This is a genomic window from Agrobacterium sp. CG160-95 (genome assembly GCF_053521725.1).
This window is the reverse complement of the sequence record NZ_JBNWDU010000001.1, coordinates 1,251,280-1,269,750: the sequence shown is the minus strand read 5'-3', so window position 1 is coordinate 1,269,750 and position 18,471 is coordinate 1,251,280. Positions and strand designations below refer to the sequence as shown.

The window sequence follows — 18,471 nt, the reverse complement described above, 5'->3', positions numbered from 1 at the left end:
GATTCTAAGACATAAGATCGGCGCAGCCATTGGCCGCGCCGCATAATGCCGGGACTTATCCGTCAGCCAGCGACTTGTTTCGTTTCCGGCAGCGCCGCGGGTTCGAAAGTCTGTCCTTCGATCGCAGCCGGAGTGGATTGGGGTCCGCTGGCGACACCGTAAGGTGAAAGCGGTGTACAGACGACGGAGTTCAGCGCCTTGGCGATATCGATGCCTTCCTTGCCGCCGCCGCCCTTGGCGTCGATATGCATCATGTCACGCATGCAGAGCTTGTTGGGCTCGACACAGCGGTTGAGGATGGCATCGTAAAGCTGCGGATCGACGGAGGCGAAATATTGCACCGGCTCACGTTCCGAAGGCTTGGCAAAGTCGAGATATTCCTGGCGACCGAAGCCTTTGCCGCCATCCTTGATCTTCGCAACCCACTGATCGAAGCCTTGCTGGCTGAGACCATGGAACTTGAAGCGCATATGCGAGAAGCCGGGGCCGGAGAAGTTGGCCGAGAAGCCGTCATAAACGCCTTCCTTGTTGATGACCGCGTGCAGCTTGGTCTGCATGCCACCCATGGCGTAGATCTGGCCGGCGAGTGCCGGAACGAAGAACGAATTCATCGCGGTCGTGCCGGTGATCTTGAAGTTGATCGGAACATCGACCGGAGCTGCAAATTCATTGACGCTGCCAATGCCGAGCTCGGGGTAGAAGAACAGCCACTTCCAGTCCATGGCCACCACTTCCACCGTAAGCGGCTTGGTCTCGGCGGTAACCTGACGGTTTTCGTCGATACGCTCCAGCGGGCGGTAGGGGTCGAGACGGTGGGTGGAAATCCAGGTCACCGTGCCTAGCATCAGGATGATGGCGACCGGGGCGGACCAGATCACCATTTCAAGGCGCGTCGAGTGATGCCATTCGGGATCGTAATCCTCGGCCTTCGCCGATTCGCGATACTTCCATGCGAAGAACAGCGTCAGGGCGATAACCGGGACGATGATGAGCAGCATCAGAACCGTGGACGTGATGATGAGGTCGCGCTGCTGGATGGCGACGTCGCCCGAAGGGTTCATCACCACGAGGTTACAGCCGCTAAGCAGCAGCAGTGCGGGGATTGCCAGAAGGGCAGATGTGATTTTCTTGATCATGCGCACGTTCTTTGAACTCGTACAGTTTGGATTATGCCGCGATTAATTGCCGAACATCATTTTTGAAATGAGGTATATTGTCGCGGTGCAGCGAAACCTTCGCGATGCACCATAGGCTTAGCGGAGCCGCGTTTGAAGGCGGAGCGGCTGCATTATCGCATAGGGAGCTTGCGGGGCAAGCCTTTCTTATCAAACTTCAATTGACGTTACGTAGGGTGCGTGTGACAATCCGCCGCATCGTAACGCAAAGGAAGAGGAGCCGGCGCGTTACAGGAAATGGTTCGTCCATGACGCAGGAGGGATATTATGAGTTATACTGATGCTGCTCCATCTTTTGGGCAGGCGCCGGAAGCGAAGGGACATGGGACCGATCCGGTCAAGGTCGATCCGGATCGCATTACAATTGCTGTCATTCTTGCGAGAATGACGGAGTTTTTCGACTTTTTCATCTACGCCATCGCCTCCGCGCTCGTTTTTCCGCATGTCTTCTTTTCCTTCGTCGATCCGCTGACGGCGACGCTTTATTCCTTTGCGGTCTTCTCGCTGGCCTTCATCGCAAGGCCGATCGGTTCATTGATCTTCCTCCAGATCGACCGAAAGTTCGGCCGTGCCGTCAAGCTGATGGCGGCCCTGTTCACGCTTTGCGGTTCCACCATGGCGATCAGCTTTCTTCCGTCCTATGCGGAAGCCGGCATGCTTGCCCCCTGTCTTCTGGCGGTATTCCGTATCGGTCAGGGACTTGGTCTCGGCGGCGCCTGGGATGGTCTTGTCTCGCTCCTCGCCATGAATGCACCGCCGAAGCAGCGCGGCTGGTACGCCATGATGCCGCAAATTGGTGCGGCGATGGGCTTTGGTCTTGCCAGCGCATTCTTCATCGTGTTCGTGACGCAGCTCTCCAGCGCGGAATTCCTGGCCTGGGGCTGGCGTTTCCCGTTCTTCGTTGCACTCGCGCTCAATGTTCTCGCGCTCTTTGCCCGCCTGCGCATGATTGTCACGCCGGAATTCCAGTCCATGCTGGCACAGCATGAGCTGGAGCCGCGCCCCGTGTTCAAGATGCTGCGCTCGCAGTTTCCGGTCGTGCTGACGGGCGCTTTCGTGCCGCTGGCAAGCTTCGCGCTCTTCCATCTCGTCACGGTCTTCCCGCTGAGCTGGGTTTCCCTCAATACCACCCAGCGGGTTTCGGACTTTCTGTTCGTGCAATTCGTCAGCGCCATCATCGCCGGCGGCATGATCGTCGTGTCTGGTATTCTCGCCGACAAAATCGGCCGGCGGAAGCTGCTGGCTTTCGCCGCAGTGCTGATCGGTCTTTTCAGCCTCGTGGCGCCGCTCCTGCTGAGTTCGGGCGATATAGGGCGTTATCTTTTTGTCTTGGTCGGCTTTGCATTGCTTGGCCTGTCCTTCGGCCAGGCGGGCGGTGCGCTCGCCTCCCGCTTCAGCCGCGAATACCGTTATACCGGCGCTTCGCTCACCTCGGATATTTCCTGGCTGATCGGCGCTGGTTTTGCACCGCTCGTGGCGCTCGGATTTTCGTCCAAATTCGGACTGTTTGCGGTCGGCATTTACCTGATGTCGGGTGCAGTCTGTACACTGGTCGCACTGTGGTTCAGCCGAACGCTGGACATGCCCTCGGAGTGAACAGGGCAATATAAACATCTCTGCAGCCATCGCGCCGCGGAATCCTGTCGGATTTCGCGGCGTTTTTGTTTTTTTATTGCGTGTGGCCGATTTTAATCTTGACTCGGTCCGTCATGAAATATTATGTAAGCAATACTGACGTAATTCAATGTGTCTCACTGCCGGAAATGCCGGCCATCAGGGAACGCAATGCGAACGATGACGATCATTATTTGCGAGAAAGCGGCCAATGCCGCCACGCCGTTTGGCGGCCGCAAAACGACCGTTCGCGCCATTAAACGCCGATAAGCAGAAAAGAAGAGGAGCAGCCAGGTCGCCTGCGGCTCCGCCCGCAGAGTGCCGGCTGCCGCGCCGGGTTTCGGGAAAAGGGCGATGCCGCGCGGAATGCGCAACGAGAGGAGAGAACCTTGAGCGTGACGGAGCAAAAATTCGGCCTTTACGATGCGGCTTTTGAGAAAAGCAGCTGTGGCGTCGGTTTCATCACCCGCAAGGACGGTGTGCAGACGCATGATGTGCTGAAGCGCGGTCACGAGGCGCTCTGTGCCGTGCCGCATCGCGGCGGCATGTCGGCGGAGGGCGTGGGTGATGGTGCTGGCGTGTCGCTCGATCTTTCACTCTCATTTTTCCGGAAGCTGACGGGCAACAATTCCTTGCAAGCCGGCCGGTTCGGCGTCGGCAATTTTTTCCTGCCGCAGAACCCGGCTTTTCATGATCAGGCGATCGGCATCATCGGCAGTGCTCTGGAGGAACAGGGCTTCTCGATCCTGCTCGTCCGCAATGTACCGGTGAATGACGCGGCCATCCGCGCGGCCGCCATTTCCTATCAATTGCCGATCCGGCAATGGGTCTTTTCGGCCCCAGCGGAATGCGCAACCCTTGCCGAGTTCGACTGGCGTATTCACAAGGCGCTGCTCGCTATCGAGGCGCTTGCCTATACCGCGCCGGAACTTGCCGGTTTTTATCCGCTGTCGCTCAGCGCGCGCACGCAGGTTCTGAAAGGGCGTTTGAACTCGCATGAGGTCATGCCCTATTTCTGCGACCTGACCGATCCGCGCCATGAAGTGCATACGATGTATTTCCACACGCGGTTTTCCACCAATACAGATCCGCACCCCTCCATGGCGCAGCCCTTCAGGCTGATGGCGCATAATGGCGAACTCAACACCGACAAGAAGAACCGGCTGTCGGAAGCGGCCGTGGCGCTGGCGAAAAATGCCAGCATCATCCGGCCGAAGGGCCAGTCTGATAGCTGCCGTCTGGACCAGACATTGCAGGCGCGGGTGATGGAAGACGGTCTCGACCTCGTCACCGCCGTCGTCTCGATGATGCCGCCCGCCTGGGAAAACGACGACACGCTCTCGCCCGGCGTCAAGGCGATGCTGGAATATTTCTCGCTCTACGAGGAGAAGAATGACGGCCCGGCTGCGCTGATTTTCGGCGACGGCACCGTCATCGGCGCACGGCTTGATCGCCTCGGCCTGCGCCCGCTGCGGACCGTCGAGACAGACGATTATCTCTGCGTCATGTCGGAGGCGGGGCAGATCGCCTTTCCGGCCGAAAGCGTCATTCGTCGCGGCCGCATCGAGGCCGGCGGCATGCTTTATTACGACCACGCCGAACGGCGCGCCTTTTCCACCGTCGAGGCGCTGGAGCTTCTGGCGGCGCGGCGGGACTACCCGTCGCTATTGTCTGAAGCGCGCGTCATGCTTGCGGATTTGCCGGAGGTGCCCGCCGAAAAGCAGGGATCGCCGCTTCGATACAATGGCGATCTGGAACGGCATCAGCGTTATGTCGCCTATTCGCACAATCAGGAAAGCTTCAAGTTCCTGATGGATCCGATGCTGGCGTCGGGTGCTGAAAAAATCTCGGCCATGGGTTATGGCAATGCCATCAACGCGCTCTCCGATCAGGAAGGCGGGGTTGCCAAATATTTCTCGCAACGCTTTGCGCAGGTCACCAACCCCCCGCTCGACAGCATTCGTGAGGCCGATGGCATGACGCTGCGCGTGGCGCTCGGCGCAAAGCCGAATAGCGGTGCGAAAGCGGCCCGCCAGATTGTCGTGCACTCCCCGATCCTGACCCATCTCGACATGCTGCGCATTCGCGAGCAGTCGGAGACGCCAGTTCGTCGTTTCGAGATGCTTTATACGCCGATCTTTGATGCTGCGAGTGCCAACGAAGCGGCCTTGGGTCAGGCGATAGATGGCCTCTGCGGTGAGGTTGTGGCTTTCGCGGCCGGGGAGGGCGGTATTGCCGTCGTCACTGACCGGCACGTTTCGGCAGGTCGTGCGGCGTTGCCTATGATCATGGTCGTCTCCGCCATCAACCAGCGGCTGATCGAGGAGGGTCTGCGGCTACGCGTGTCCCTGATCGTTGAAAGTGGGCAATTTTCCTCCTCGCATCACATCGCAGCGGGCCTTGGTTTCGGGGCTTCGGCTGTCTACCCACTCGGCGTGCAGTTCCGTGCCGAGGAGAAATTTGGTGCCGATGCTGACAAGGCCTTCAAGCGTTTTGCCAAGGCGGCTGAAAAGTCGCTGATGAAGACCATGGGCAAGGTCGGGCTGTGCACGGCGGAAAGCTATATTGGCGGCGAGTTCTTCGAACCGAACTTCCTCGACACCAACGATCCTGTGCTGAAGCGTTATTTCCCCAATGTTAAGACGCCGGTCGGTGGCGTTACCTTCGCTGTCATCGCGCAGGCGGTGTCGGACTGGCATCGAAAGGCGCTGTCGGTAAAGGGTGAAAACGACATTCCGCTGCTCGGTCTCTTCAAGGAGCGCGCCGAAGGTGCGGGCCATTCCTATGGCACGACGGCGGTTCGCGGTTTCGTCGATATGACGGAAGAAAAGATCGGTTTCGACAAGGGAACCGACAACGAAGAGGCGCTGCGTCTCCTGCCGCTCAACCGGCTGGAGGATGCTTTCGGCCTCAACGATGCGGCCTATTATCACAACAGCTTCGACCGGTTGACGCCCGAAGCAATCGACGCTTTCGAGGTAACGCCGGGTTACCGCGCCTTCGCACGCATGATGGCCGAAGAAAGGGCCCGCCGCCCGGCAGCCCTGCGTGATGTTCTGGAATTGCCGGCTGATGTGACCTTTGCCGGTTCGGCCGAAGAATTCCGCCGCGAGATGGGGCGCTTTTCCAGACGTGGCAACAACAGCTTCATGGTGCGCGGATTGCTCTGCGAAAGTGCGGGCGAAGGCGCGTTCCGGCTGGAATTGACCGGGCCGCACGGTCATGAGCTTGCCCGGCTTGCCGCACTCGGACAGTCGCTGCTTGATCGTTTCGGTGAGGATATTGCCGGCCATTGGCTGGAGGGCGGCGCGCTTCTGGTTCAGGCGAAGGGTGAAGCTTTCACCTATCTGTCGCTGATCCACACCGCACCTGACAGCATTGCGCTCGACGCTGTGCAAAAGGCGAGCGAGATCACCAAGACCCTCGCTTCGGGTGCGATGAGCCATGGCGCGCTGGTCGCAGCCGCCCATGAGGCGGTGGCGCATGGCACCAATATGGTTGGCGGCATGTCGAATTCGGGGGAAGGCGGCGAGCATATTTCCCGTTACGGCACCATCCGCGCCTCGCGCATCAAGCAGTTCGCGTCTGGCCGTTTTGGTGTCTGGGCGGGTTATCTTGCCGACCCGATGCTGGAGGAAATAGAGATCAAGATCGGCCAGGGTGCAAAGCCCGGCGAGGGCGGGCAATTGCCGTCCCCCAAGGTAACGGTGGAAATAGCCGCGGCCCGTGGCGGCACCCCAGGCGTCGAGCTGGTTTCGCCGCCGCCGCACCATGATACCTATTCGATCGAGGATCTGGCCCAGCTTATCCACGACGCCAAGGCGGCGCGCGTGCGCGTCATCGTCAAGCTCGTTTCGTCGGAAGGCATCGGCACGATTGCAGTCGGTGTTGCGAAAGCGGGTGCGGATGTCATCAATGTTGCCGGCAATACCGGTGGCACGGGTGCGGCCGCTGTCACCAGCCTCAAATATACCGGCCGCGCGGCGGAAATCGGCATCGCCGAGGTGCATCAGGCACTTTGTGCCACAGGCCTTCGTGCCAAGGTGCTGCTGCGCTGCTCCGGCGCGCACCAGACGGCGAGCGACGTGGTGAAATCGGCTCTTCTCGGCGGCGACAGCTTCGAGTTCGGCACCACGGCGCTGATGATGCTGAAATGCGTCATGGCGAAGAACTGCAACATCAAGTGCCCCGCCGGCCTCACCACCAATCAGGAAGCCTTCAACGGCGATCCACGCGCGCTGGCGCAATATCTCATGAACATCGCCCATGAAACCCGCGAGATCTTGGCCGCACTCGGGCTGCGCTCGCTGCGCGAAGCTCGGGGCCGCTCCGATCTTCTTCACCTCCTCGATCACCCGGCGAGCGTCGGCCAGCTTGACCTGCGGGCGATGCTTTCGGTGGTGGAGGAAGTGAAGATCGACAGCCCTGTCTATATGGAAAAGGACTTCGCGCTGGACGATGCCTTCATTGAACTGGTGCGCTCGGCTCTGATCGACAGCAGACGGGAAAACATCGAGCTTGGCGGCAATCGTTTCCTCAACAATTGCAACAAGAGCGTTGGCGGCCAGCTCGCCGTCGATATCGAGCGCATGCTGAACCACGAACTTTCCGACGAAGAGGCGGATGCGCTTCCGGCTGTGAAGCGGGATAGCCGTGGCCGCCGTTTTCTGGAGGCGGGTTCGGTGCGCATCGACACATCAGGTTCAGCCGGGCAGTCCTTCGGCGCTTTCTGCAATGACGGCATGGTCATGGTCCATACCGGTACCTGCAATGATGGCGTCGGCAAAAGCGCCTGCGGCGGCACCATTGTAGTGCGCTCCCCCGGTGGCGGTTCGCAAGATGCTGATGGCAATGTGCTGGTCGGCAATTTTGCATTGTTCGGCGCCACCGGCGGTCGCACTTTCGTGGAAGGGCAGGCGGGCGACCGTTTTGCGGTGCGCAATTCGGGTGCGACAGCCGTTGTCGAAGGTGTGGGCGACTTCGCCTGCGAATATATGACCAATGGCGCTGTGCTTAACCTCGGCAGTTTCGGCAAGGGTTTCGGCAACGGCATGAGCGGCGGCTTCGTCTATCAATATGACCCTTACGGCGATCTGCCGAAGAAGGTGAGCCATGATTCCATCCTGCTCGGCTCCATCACCGGCGAGGACGAACAGGCATCTATCCACAATCAGGCCGTTCACCAGCTTTTGACTTGGCATGTCGACGAAACAGGGTCGGCCAAGGCCGCATGGATTCTGGAAAACTGGGAAAGCGAACAGCACAATTTCGTCTACGGCATGCCGCGCGCCCTGCTGCTTTATCAGGACAGCGACGAAATTCTGAAAGCCAAGCCCCGCAAGGAGCTGCTGGAGGAACTGGCATCCGCGCTTGCCGCCCATCAGGTGCGGAAGTTCAAGCTGGCCTATCGCGACCGCAAGGCCGTGTTGAACGGAACCGTCCCTGGTTATGGTGAGACGGATACGGAAGACATGTATGCGCTCATCAACAACTACACGGTTTTGAGTATGGCGCAGGCTATTGCTCTCCAACGGTTGCCGATGGCATCCGGTCCTTCCGATCCCGCCATCGAAAAAGCCGTGCGCAATCTCGTCCTCACGGAGGACTATGCGCTGATGCAGCGGCTGCTGAAATATGCGCGCGAGGCGCTTTCCGATCATGATGACGAGCAGCTTGCGGTGATGATCGCCGCCAAGCGGCTCGACGATTACAAGCAGGCGCTTGCGCGCCGTAACATCTGGTCGGTGGATAGTCCCGGCACCTATGGCTGGATCATTCAGCAGGACCGCAAAAACATCGAGAAGATCGGTCGTCTGCCGGGCTTTGAGGAGCTTTTCGCGGCGCGTGCCATTCCCGACCTTGCCACCGCATCCAGCCAGAACAGGGCAGCATGATGAAGATACCTTACATTCCTCAAGATGCCCCTTTTAATGGCGACCAGCGCGCCTGGCTATCCGGCTTCCTGGCCGGGCTTCATTCCCGCGCAGCAATGGGTATGGACACATCGGTTGCCGCTGCCGCTCCCAAGGCGGCGGCCAGCGTGCTGAACATTCTCTTCGGCACCCAGACCGGCAATGCCGAGGCGCTGGCGATGGATATAGCCGACGCCGCCCGTGCCCAGGGCATGCAGCCTGTGGTGACGGCCTTGGACGATGTTTCCATGGATAGTCTGGGCGTCATGAAGCGCGTCATTGTCGTCACCTCCACCTACGGCGAAGGTGAAATGCCTGACAATGCCCAGCTTTTCTGGGAGGCACTTTCCAACGAGGCCGCACCCCGGCTGGATGAGATGAACTTTGCCGTGCTTGCGCTTGGCGACACCGGTTACGATGGCTTCTGCCAGGCGGGCAAGCTCATCGATACCCGCTTCGAGCAGCTTGGCGGCAAACGGATGAAGACGCGTATCGATTGCGATATCGATTTCGAAGATGTCGCCGCCAACTGGATCGGCGAGACCCTGCCACTCGCCCTCGCCATCGATGGTGGCAATAAGGCGGCGGTTGTGCCGGCGATCGCCGAGGCGCCCGCGCGGGCAAAACAGGGCTGGAGCCGCAAGAACCCCTATGCCGCGCAGGTGAGCGTCAATCGCCTTCTTTCCGGGCCTGCTTCGTCCAAGGAAATTCGCCACTACGAATTTGATCTCGGCGAAAGTGGTCTCGATTATGAGGCGGGGGATGCTCTGGGCGTCGTTCCCCTAAACGACCCGAAACTGGTGGGCGCGCTGCTCGCACGCTTCGGAGTGAGCGCGGATGGTGAAGTCGCCGGACTCGACCGTCCGGTCGGCGATGCGCTTCTCAATATGTTCGAGATATCGACACCGTCGCGTGAGTTGGTCGCGGAGATCGGCAAGCGCGCAGGTCACGATGAACTCAGCCACATCCTTGCGAATGGAGACAGGGAACAGCTTACCGCCTTTCTCTGGAGCAAGGATATTCTCGACCTGCTTAGTCTCGGTGAAAAACCCGTATTCGACCTTGCTGAATTCGTGACGTTCCTGAAGCCGTTACAGCACCGCGCCTATTCGATCTCTTCCAGCCCTCTGGCCGCGCACAACAGCGTGCATCTGACAGTCGCCAGCGTGCGTTATCGCGCCGAAGGTCGCGAGCGTGGCGGCGTGTGCTCCACTTATCTCGCGGACCGGGTAGAAGCGGGGCAGAGTGCCGGGATTTTCGTCTCTCCGAACAAGGCGTTTCGCGTGCCTCAGGACAATGACGCGCCTGTTATCATGGTGGGACCCGGCACGGGCATTGCGCCATTCCGGGCATTTTTGCAGGAACGGCAGGCGCGGGGCGCAAAGGGCCGGAACTGGCTGTTTTTCGGCGATCAACACCGGCAGTCGGATTTCATCTACGAAGACGAACTTGGAAAGATGAGTCGCGATGGCGTGCTGACTCGTCTCGATCTCGCATTCTCGAGGGATCAGGCCGAAAAGATCTATGTTCAGACCCGTATGCGCCAAAACGGCAAGGCACTCTATCAATGGCTCGAAGAGGGCGGCCATTTCTATGTTTGCGGCGACGCGACCCGAATGGCGAAGGATGTTGACGATGCCCTGCACCGGATCGTTATTGACGAGGCGGGCATCTCTGCGGAAGCGGCAAGCGACTATGTAAACGGGCTGAAGCGCGAAAAACGGTATCTGCGCGATGTTTATTAGAGCAACGCGCTGAGGCGCATCAGCAATTGGAGCAGGTTATCTCAGCGTCGCGCTGCTTGAAGAAATAATCGCGTGCGATCGTGATCGATCTTACGCCGGACGAAGAAATATCTGGCATGAACATCAACAACTCATGCGGCACGGAAAGCTCGACGTGGATGAGGAAACTGTCCGCTACAAGCAAACGTGTGGGAACGGAGACTGGCGATCCCACCACATAGGGCCTCGCGTTTTTCTCGTTCCAGGACCAGGCGATAGTCGCCTGTTTCTGCTTGTCGATCTTGATGCCGCTGATCTTCAGCTGCAGACCCTTGGTGCTGTAAGGCGCAAAGACGGCAGCCGTTACGTCCTGCATGCTTGTCAGATAAGCCTTGTCGACGGAATTTGTTTTGGAGATCAGGTCGTTGATCGTTGCGGAGGCGCTGCTTGCCCGCTTGTAGGTATTATAGCCGATTGTGAGTTCGAAGGACGTCAGATAAAGCGCAAGCAATATCGGGAAGACGATTGCAAATTCTACCGCACCCACGCCACGGCGATCCCTTGCGAAGCGTGCAACGAGCGCGATAAAACGAAGTCGGCCGTTCGTGATGGTGGAAACAAGCCCTGCCATCATGAGCCCCCGCTCGTGGTGTACTTCTCATTCATGAAAGCGTCGGTCGCGACAATGAGGAAATGCGACGGCATTGACCCGTCGGCTGGGCGTATTTTGGTAAGATATGGTCGGATGATATCTGCGACTACACGCCAGCGATAATAGACGCGCAGCATATTGATCGTGTCAGGTCCACCCGGCTTGAAGCCGAATTGCGCCGTGTCGAGATCGTAATATTCGCCGTTAGCTTTCAAGGGTATCGTAGTTGGAATATCCTTGAAGGCGGTGAAGGAGCGAAGGTCTATGTAAAGCTTCTGTTCTTTTTTGATCTCATCATCGCAGGTGATAATCACCGAAACTTCGTTGCAGAAACTCTTGCGAAAATCCTCTTTGGAAATCGAACTGCTGATCTGCCCGGTGCGCAGACGCCTCGCCATCGTGTCGGTAGCATTGACGACCACTTGCTCCGCCATCAAGGCGATGAAAGTTTCGATGATCGCAAAGACGACCAGGAAATAGGGAAGCGCCAGGATCGCGAATTCGATGGCTGCTGTCCCGTCACGCGAGAGCCCGAATTTTTCCAGCAATGGCTTCAATTTGGCCAGTCGCATATGTCGGTGTCGATCTTTAGAATATGCGGCAAGCGCAACCGTTGAATTTGTTGCGGACCATAACCAGCCGGTGTTTAAATTCAGTTACCCCGACGAGTTATACTTTATCAGTTCGCAAAAATGGCACAGGCAATAAACGCAAAAAGCCCGGCATATCGCCGGGCTTTTACTTACTGGAAAAACGATAGCTTATTCCGCATCCGCTTTTGAGAGAACCTCAAGGGTGGGTGTGGAGGTGATATTGTAGCCGCAATCCACATAGTGGCACTCGCCGGTAACGCCGCGCGACATGTTGGACAGCAGATAAAGTGCCGATCCGCCGATATCGTCGATATCCGCTGTCCGCCGCAGCGGTGCGTTTTTCTGGTTCCACGCATAAATTGCGCGCGCATCGGAAATGCCGGCGCCCGCCAGTGTGCGGACCGGTCCGGCCGAGATGGCGTTGACGCGAATATCGCGCGGGCCATAGTCGGCAGCGAGATAACGCACGGACGCTTCGAGAGCTGCCTTGGCAACGCCCATGACGTTGTAGTTGGGGATGACCCGCTGCGAACCGTTATAGGTCAGCGTCAGCATGGATCCGCCATTCGTCATCAGTTCGGCGGCACGCTTGGCGATTTCCGTGAACGAGAAACAGGAGATGACCATAGTGCGGCTGAAATTCTCGCGGGTCGTATCCGCGTAAAGACCCTTCAGCTCGTTCTTGTCGGAAAAGCCGATCGCGTGCACGACGAAATCCAGCGTACCCCATTTTTCTCGGATTGCCGCAAAAAGCGCGTCAACCGAGGCGATATCCTCGACATCGCAAGGCACGATAAAGTCGGATCCGAGCTCGGCGGCGAGCGGCTTTACCCGCTTGCCGAGCGCCTCACCCTGATAGGTGAAGGCAAGCTCTGCGCCCTGCGCCGCAAGAGCCTTGGAGATACCCCAGGCGATAGAGTGATTGTTTGCGACGCCCATGATGAGGCCGCGTTTACCCTGCATGATGCCGTTCATGGCAATTATCCGTTATGACGCTGGAAGACCAGCGTGGCGTTGGTGCCGCCGAAGCCGAAGGAATTGGAAAGGATCGTGTCGATCTTGGCATTGTCGATGCGGCTGCGAACAATCGGGACGCCCACAAATTCCGGATCGAGTTCGGAAATATGCGCGCTCTCGCCGATGAAGCGTTCCTGCATCATCAACAGGCCGTAGATCGATTCCTGAACGCCTGCTGCGCCCAGCGAGTGGCCGGTGAGGGACTTGGTCGACTGGATATGCGGGATCTTGTCGCCGAAGACTTCCCGGATCGCGCCGATTTCCTTGCTGTCGCCAACCGGCGTCGAGGTGCCGTGGGTGTTGATGTAGTCGATATCGCCCTTGACGGTGGAAAGGGCCTGACGCATGCAGCGGATCGCGCCCTCGCCGGAAGGAGCCACCATGTCGTAACCATCCGAGGTTGCGCCATAACCGACGATCTCGGCGTAAATCTTGGCGCCGCGCGCCTTCGCATGTTCCAGCTCTTCAAGAACCAGTACGCCAGCACCGCCGGCGATGACGAAACCGTCGCGGTTGACGTCATAGGCGCGGGAAGCGAGGTTTGGCGTCTCGTTATATTTGGACGACATCGCGCCCATGGCGTCGAAGAGGTTGGACATGGACCAATCGAGGTCTTCATGGCCGCCAGCAAACATCACGTCCTGCTTGCCCCACTGGATCATCTCGGCGGCGTTGCCGATGCAATGCGCCGATGTGGAGCAGGCGGAAGAGATCGAATAGTTGACGCCGTGGATCTTGAACCAGGTCGCAAGTGTGGCCGATGCGGTCGAGGACATGGCCTTCGGCACGGCAAACGGGCCAATACGCTTCGGACTGTTGTTCTTCAGCGTGATATCGGCGGCTTCGACGATGGTGCGGGTGGAAGGACCGCCCGAACCCATGATGATGCCGGTGCGCTCGTTGCCGCTGATGTCGCTTTCCTCGAGACCGGAATCGGCAATCGCCTGCTTCATGGCAACGTGGTTCCATGCGCCGCCCTGCGAAAGGAAGCGCATGGCGCGACGGTCGACCAGCTCGGTCGGATCGAGAGACGGCTTGCCCCATACCTGGCACTTGAAACCGTGTTCAGCAAAATCCGGTGAAAATGAAATGCCGGATTTGGCGTCGCGCAGGGATGCGGTGACTTCGGCGGCATCACCACCGATGGAAGAAACAATGCCGAGGCCGGTGACAACAACTCGTCTCATGAAATGGACCTTTTCTTAAGATTTCGGCTGGACGACCGAAGCCGCCCGGCGTTTGCCAGGACTATTCCGTCCGCTTCAGGCGGTCTTTTCCTTCGACAGCCCCACACGAAGGTCTGTCGCTTGATAAATGGTTTCGCCGTCTGCCTTCAGCCATCCGTCTGCGGTACCCAGAACGAGACGTCCGCGCATCACGCGCTTGAAATCTATGCCGTACTGGAGGAGCTTCGTCTCTGGGCGAACCATGCCCTTGAACTTGACTTCGCCGGTGGAGAGCGCCATGCCGCGGCCTTCTTCGCCCAGCCAGCCGAGGAAGAAGCCGGTCAGCTGCCACATGCCGTCAAGGCCGAGGCAACCCGGCATGATCGGGTTGCCCTGGAAATGGCAGGGGAAATACCAGTCGTCTGGGCTGACATCGTATTCAGCGCGGATGAAACCCTTGTCGAACGCGCCGCCGGTTTCGGAAATTTCGGTGATGCGGTGAACCATGAGCATGGGAGGCAACGGAAGCTGGGCATTTCCCGGACCGAACAATTCGCCGCGTCCGCAGGAAAGGATCTCCTCGTAATTGTAACTTGATTGCCTCGTTGCCATACCGCTTTCACTTCCTCAATCACTGGTGTTTATCGACTTCACTAGAGCAAGTTAGGTTCAAAATGAAGCGCTGCAAGGGCAGAGGCCATTATGCCCCCATTCTTTGTCTTCAAACCTTCTTTAGAGAAGTCATTACCTCAATATGCCGTCCGCATACAGGAACCATCCGGCAGGAACCAGAGGAAATTTGCAAGAATGGCCGGTTTGCAGCCATTTGCGACACTCGGCGACGCTGAAACTATTGAAAGCATTCACCGCAAAAGATATATGCTATTGCAATTGATGGGTTTCACCCCTGTGTTTGGAATGGGATTGTATGGCATTTGACGCCACATTGGATATCGGGACGAGGCTGCGGCGCTCGGGGCTGCGGCCCACGCGCCAGCGCGTTGCTTTGGGCGATCTTCTTTTCGCAAAGGGTGATCGCCACCTGACGGTCGAGGAGCTGCATGACGAGGCGGTGACCGCCGGCGTGCCCGTTTCTCTCGCGACGGTCTACAACACGCTGCATCAGTTTACCGAAGCCGGTCTCATCCGCGTTCTGGCTGTCGAGGGTGCCCGCACCTATTTCGACACCAACGTGTCCGACCACCATCACTTCTTCGTGGAAGGAGAGAACGAGGTTCTCGACATCCCCGTCAACAATCTCCAGATCGACAATCTGCCAGAGGCGCCCGAAGGCATGGAAATCGCCCATGTGGACGTGGTCATTCGCCTGCGTCGCAAGCGCGGTTGAAGCTTCGGCTTGATAAACAAAAAAACATGGCGCCTGTGGGCGCCATTTTTGTTTCAGGCAGCCTTCGCCGCCTCACTTCAATATATCTTCAGGCCGTCTGCCGGGCTTGCCCTTGTAGGGCGGAAAGGTCCATCCGAAGATCAACGCTCCGGACCGGACACCGAAAGCCGTCAATACGCCGATGCCCGACGCGACATAAAGCGGCGCGCCGAGGAAATAAGCGCCGGTGAAGATGGAGGCCCCCAAAAGCGCGCAAGTGATGTAGATTTCCGGGCGCAGCAGCACGGAGGGTTCTCCCGCGAGAACATCGCGCAATACGCCGCCGAACGTCGCTGTCAAAACGCCTGTCACGATCGCCACGGTTGCGGAGCCGCTTGCAGCGAGACCCTTGGCGGCTCCCATGACGCAATAGGCTGAGAGGCCGACGGCATCGAGCCAGATGAGCACCCGATACCGGGATTCGAACAGGTAGGCGGTGAAGAAAAGCAGAACCGCAACCGATACGCAGACCAGAATATAGGTCGGGTTCAACACCCAGAACACGGGCGCCCTGCCCAGCACGAGATCGCGCACCGTGCCGCCGCCGATCCCGGTCGCGGCGGCGAAAAACAGGAAGCCGATCAGGTCGAGCTGCTTGCGTGAGGCGGCCAATGCGCCGGTTGCGGCAAACACGGCAACGCCGGCATAATCGAGAAAACCCAGCAGTGTCATGGAAAAGGTCCCCCCGGAAATTTGGATGCGTTTGCGTCAGTGTCGCGCAAGCACGGAACTCTAGGCTGGCCGCCCGGATGATCGCAACATCCATAAACGAAACGGATGCAAAGGAAAATGCCGTGCGAATCGCTATCGTTGCCGCTCTTCAGGCGCTGGTCCTCTTGGTGTTTCCGGTCGCGCTGGCGGCACAGCAGCAGCTGGTGAACGATCCCGAGATCTATGAAAAGGATCATTTCCGCAAGGAGTGCAAGACGGCTGGCTTCGGCGATGATTTCATCACCAGACTGGATATCAACAATGATGGCCTGATGGATGCCGTCGTCAATCACGGCGTGCTGGATTGCGATGGCGAAAAAGGCCGCAGCTGCGATGACGAAGGTTGCCCTTACAATTTTTACGTCCAGGTCAAAGAGGGCGGATATCTGATGATCGCGACGGCCCGGATTTACGGCTACGATTTCATCAAACGTTTCGGCAACATGGTCTTCGTACTGAAGATGCACCCGCGTTATTGCGATCGAACCGACAAGGAAGCCTGCCTGATGACGGTGCGGGTGCGCGGCACGAAATTCGTCACCATCTCACGCAAGTGACGACGCAGTCCGTCAGGGCGCGATGCGCCTGATCCGGACCCTTTGGTTATAGCGGTGGCGAAGCGAACGCGGAATGACGAGTGTGGCGATGGCGACCGCAAAAACGGTTGCCGCAACCACCCACAGGGCATCGTACTGCAGCGTGGCGCCCAACACCGCCCCGCAGATTGCGCCGCTTATCATACCGAGCCAGGGCACGATCTGGATGCCCCAATCGAGGCTCCGCTCCCCCAGAAGATAGCGACCGATGCCGCGGCCAAAACGGGAAAGGGCGCCGGTCACGTAGGTGAGGCCAATAGGCAGCCCCTCAATATGTTCGACGGCAGCGTTGACCATCCCCATGGCGAAAACGACAAGATAAAACTGTGCCAGGGCGGAAGCATCGCCGCGCAGCAATGCGGCAATCGCCACAAGCGACCCGACGGCCATGAGAACGGCAAAGATGCTCCGGTCGAATTTATGCGCGACCACGATACCGCCAGCATTGCCCGCCACGAAAGCGATGATCGCGAAGAGTAGTTTCGCCGCATGGGAATAAATGCCAGCTTCCACAGAAATGGCCGCGCGGGTGGTGTTGCCGGTCATGAAGGAAACGAAATCGCCGGAAAGATGAAGACCCACCGCATCTGTCATTCCGGCGATGAATGAAATGGCGGCGACGAGCGCAATGCCGGTGCCGGTGCGCCTTGCCCTGATGATGTTACGGCGTCTCTGTCTGGTCATGGAAAAGCTCGATATGGAAAACAGCGGGCCGATGCGCCGGGCTGTGCTATCCTATGTCTAGAATGCCGGGCGGCTTGTTTGCAATCTTTCTGGAAGCGTTTGAGCGCCTCTATTTTGTCTAGACAAATGTAAAATCCCTGCCTAGCATGCCTCAAATAAAGCGAAAAAAATATCGCACAAAAATAAATCAAAAGGGGTTCCGATCATGAAAAAGACATGGGTTATCGCCGCAATCGCGACGCTTGTTTCATCTGCTTCCGCCTATGCCGAAACATCTGTTACAATAGGCATGTCCGGCTGGACCGGCTTTGCGCCACTGACGCTTGCCAAGCAGGCCGGCATTTTCGAAAAGAATGGCCTCAAGGTCGATATCAAGAAGATTCCGCAGGCAAGCCGGCATCTGGCGCTTGCTTCCGGTGACATCCAGTGCGCCGCCACCACGGTCGAAACATGGATCGCGTGGAATGCCAACGGCGTGAAGTCCACCCAGATTTTCCAGATGGACAAGTCGCACGGAGCCGACGGCATTGCGGTGCGCAGTGATGTTGCAAAGGTGTCGGACCTCAAAGGCAAGACGGTTGCCGCTTCTGCACCGGGCACATCCCCCTATTTCTTCCTTGCCTGGATACTGAAGGAAAACGGCCTGACCCTGAAGGACGTGAAGGTCGTCAACCTTGAGCCGGGACCGGCCGCGCAGGCATTCGTCGCCGGCCAGAATGAAGCCGCCATGACCTATGAGCCTTATCTGTCCACAGTGCGCGCCGCACCGGACAAGGGGAAAATCCTTGCGACGACGCTTGATTATCCCGCCGTCATGGATACGTTCGGCTGCACGCCGGATTTCTTGAAGGCCAATCCGCAGGCGGCAAAAGCCCTTGCGGACAGCTATTTCCAGGCGCTCGAGCTCATCAAGACGGACCCTGCAAAATCCTATGAGACCATGGGAGCGGACGTAAAACAGACGGGCGAGGCATTCGCAGCTTCGGCGAAATTCCTGGAATGGCAGGACAAGGCCGCCAACCAGAAGTTCTTCGACGGTGAATTCAAGACATTCTCCGAAAAATCGGCTGATCTGCTTCTGGAAATCGGCGTGATAAAATCGAAACCCGATCTTTCGACACTCGCGGACACGTCCTTCATCAAGTAACAGAAGCAAACTGCTGCTTTTCCTTCGGGGACTATTGCAGCCAGTGAGAAGCCTTACAGCGCCTGTGCGTCATGGACGACGCACGGCGCTTAG

At 58.3% G+C, this 18,471-nt stretch carries 15 protein-coding genes; 7 read left to right on the top strand and 8 right to left on the bottom strand.

Going from position 1 to position 18,471, the window contains the following annotated elements:
• Positions 1–62: 62 nt before the first annotated feature.
• Entirely contained in the window at positions 63–1,136 is a 1,074-nt protein-coding gene (gene cyoA, locus ACQZ63_RS06315; protein ID WP_003514421.1) for a ubiquinol oxidase subunit II, read from the bottom strand.
• A 306-nt stretch (positions 1,137–1,442) separates the two neighbouring features.
• Between cyoA and ACQZ63_RS06310 the strand changes: the two genes are divergently transcribed.
• The 3 genes from ACQZ63_RS06310 to ACQZ63_RS06300 all read left to right on the top strand — a co-directional run bounded on the left by ACQZ63_RS06310 (position 1,443) and on the right by ACQZ63_RS06300 (position 10,446).
• Positions 1,443–2,771 carry an MFS transporter gene (locus ACQZ63_RS06310; protein ID WP_003514422.1) on the top strand — a complete coding sequence of 443 codons (1,329 nt, stop codon included), beginning with the start codon at positions 1,443–1,445 and terminating at the stop codon, positions 2,769–2,771.
• A 407-nt stretch (positions 2,772–3,178) separates the two neighbouring features.
• Positions 3,179–8,683, top strand: coding sequence for a glutamate synthase-related protein (locus ACQZ63_RS06305; RefSeq protein ID WP_448799103.1), 5,505 nt, complete (start codon positions 3,179–3,181; stop codon positions 8,681–8,683).
• A complete protein-coding gene (locus ACQZ63_RS06300) occupies positions 8,680–10,446 on the top strand; it encodes a sulfite reductase subunit alpha (RefSeq protein ID WP_113555615.1) in 1,767 nt (588 codons plus the stop codon). Before ACQZ63_RS06305 ends, ACQZ63_RS06300 begins: the two co-directional genes overlap by 4 nt.
• Positions 10,447–10,465: 19 nt before the next feature.
• On the opposite strand, the gene ACQZ63_RS06295 is transcribed toward ACQZ63_RS06300, so the two are convergent.
• The 5 genes from ACQZ63_RS06295 to fabA form a co-directional block, all read right to left on the bottom strand.
• Positions 10,466–11,059, bottom strand: coding sequence for a TadE/TadG family type IV pilus assembly protein (locus ACQZ63_RS06295; RefSeq protein ID WP_003514432.1), 594 nt, complete (start codon positions 11,057–11,059; stop codon positions 10,466–10,468).
• Complete coding sequence (locus ACQZ63_RS06290; RefSeq protein WP_025592078.1) at positions 11,056–11,649, bottom strand: TadE/TadG family type IV pilus assembly protein; 594 nt, start codon at positions 11,647–11,649, stop codon at positions 11,056–11,058. The genes ACQZ63_RS06295 and ACQZ63_RS06290 overlap by 4 nt, the downstream gene beginning before the upstream one ends.
• 189 nt (positions 11,650–11,838) lie before the next feature.
• Positions 11,839–12,645 (bottom strand): enoyl-ACP reductase FabI, encoded by an 807-nt coding sequence (gene fabI, locus ACQZ63_RS06285; RefSeq protein WP_003514436.1) that lies wholly within the window; start codon positions 12,643–12,645, stop codon positions 11,839–11,841.
• A gap of 5 nt (positions 12,646–12,650) precedes the next feature.
• Entirely contained in the window at positions 12,651–13,874 is a 1,224-nt protein-coding gene (gene fabB, locus ACQZ63_RS06280; protein ID WP_113555614.1) for a beta-ketoacyl-ACP synthase I, read from the bottom strand.
• 75 nt (positions 13,875–13,949) lie between these two features.
• Positions 13,950–14,465, bottom strand: coding sequence for a 3-hydroxyacyl-[acyl-carrier-protein] dehydratase FabA (fabA, locus tag ACQZ63_RS06275; RefSeq protein WP_003514441.1), 516 nt, complete (start codon positions 14,463–14,465; stop codon positions 13,950–13,952).
• A gap of 195 nt (positions 14,466–14,660) precedes the next feature.
• Between fabA and ACQZ63_RS06270 the strand changes: the two genes are divergently transcribed.
• Positions 14,661–14,792 (top strand): hypothetical protein, encoded by a 132-nt coding sequence (locus ACQZ63_RS06270; RefSeq protein WP_333717852.1) that lies wholly within the window; start codon positions 14,661–14,663, stop codon positions 14,790–14,792.
• On the top strand, positions 14,782–15,201 hold the full coding sequence (gene irrA / locus ACQZ63_RS06265) for an iron response transcriptional regulator IrrA (protein WP_003507276.1): 420 nt from the start codon (positions 14,782–14,784) through the stop codon (positions 15,199–15,201). Before ACQZ63_RS06270 ends, irrA begins: the two co-directional genes overlap by 11 nt.
• 72 nt (positions 15,202–15,273) lie before the next feature.
• Here irrA and ACQZ63_RS06260 read toward each other — a convergent pair whose 3' ends face one another.
• A complete protein-coding gene (locus tag ACQZ63_RS06260; protein ID WP_003514444.1) occupies positions 15,274–15,912 on the bottom strand; it encodes a trimeric intracellular cation channel family protein in 639 nt (212 codons plus the stop codon).
• A 77-nt stretch (positions 15,913–15,989) separates the two neighbouring features.
• On the opposite strand from ACQZ63_RS06260, the gene ACQZ63_RS06255 reads away from it, so the two are divergent.
• Positions 15,990–16,508, top strand: a complete 519-nt coding sequence (locus tag ACQZ63_RS06255; RefSeq protein ID WP_025592081.1) for a hypothetical protein — start codon at positions 15,990–15,992, stop codon at positions 16,506–16,508.
• 12 nt (positions 16,509–16,520) lie between these two features.
• Here the strand turns inward: ACQZ63_RS06255 and ACQZ63_RS06250 are convergent, their stop codons facing one another.
• The gene (locus tag ACQZ63_RS06250; RefSeq protein WP_113555613.1) at positions 16,521–17,231 is read right to left on the bottom strand and encodes a YoaK family protein; all 711 of its coding nucleotides are present in this window, start codon (positions 17,229–17,231) and stop codon (positions 16,521–16,523) included.
• Between the two features lie 205 nt (positions 17,232–17,436).
• Between ACQZ63_RS06250 and ACQZ63_RS06245 the strand changes: the two genes are divergently transcribed.
• Positions 17,437–18,378: an ABC transporter substrate-binding protein gene (locus ACQZ63_RS06245; RefSeq protein WP_003514451.1), complete on the top strand. Its 942-nt coding sequence runs from the start codon at positions 17,437–17,439 to the stop codon at positions 18,376–18,378.
• The last annotated feature ends 93 nt before the right edge of the window (positions 18,379–18,471 follow it).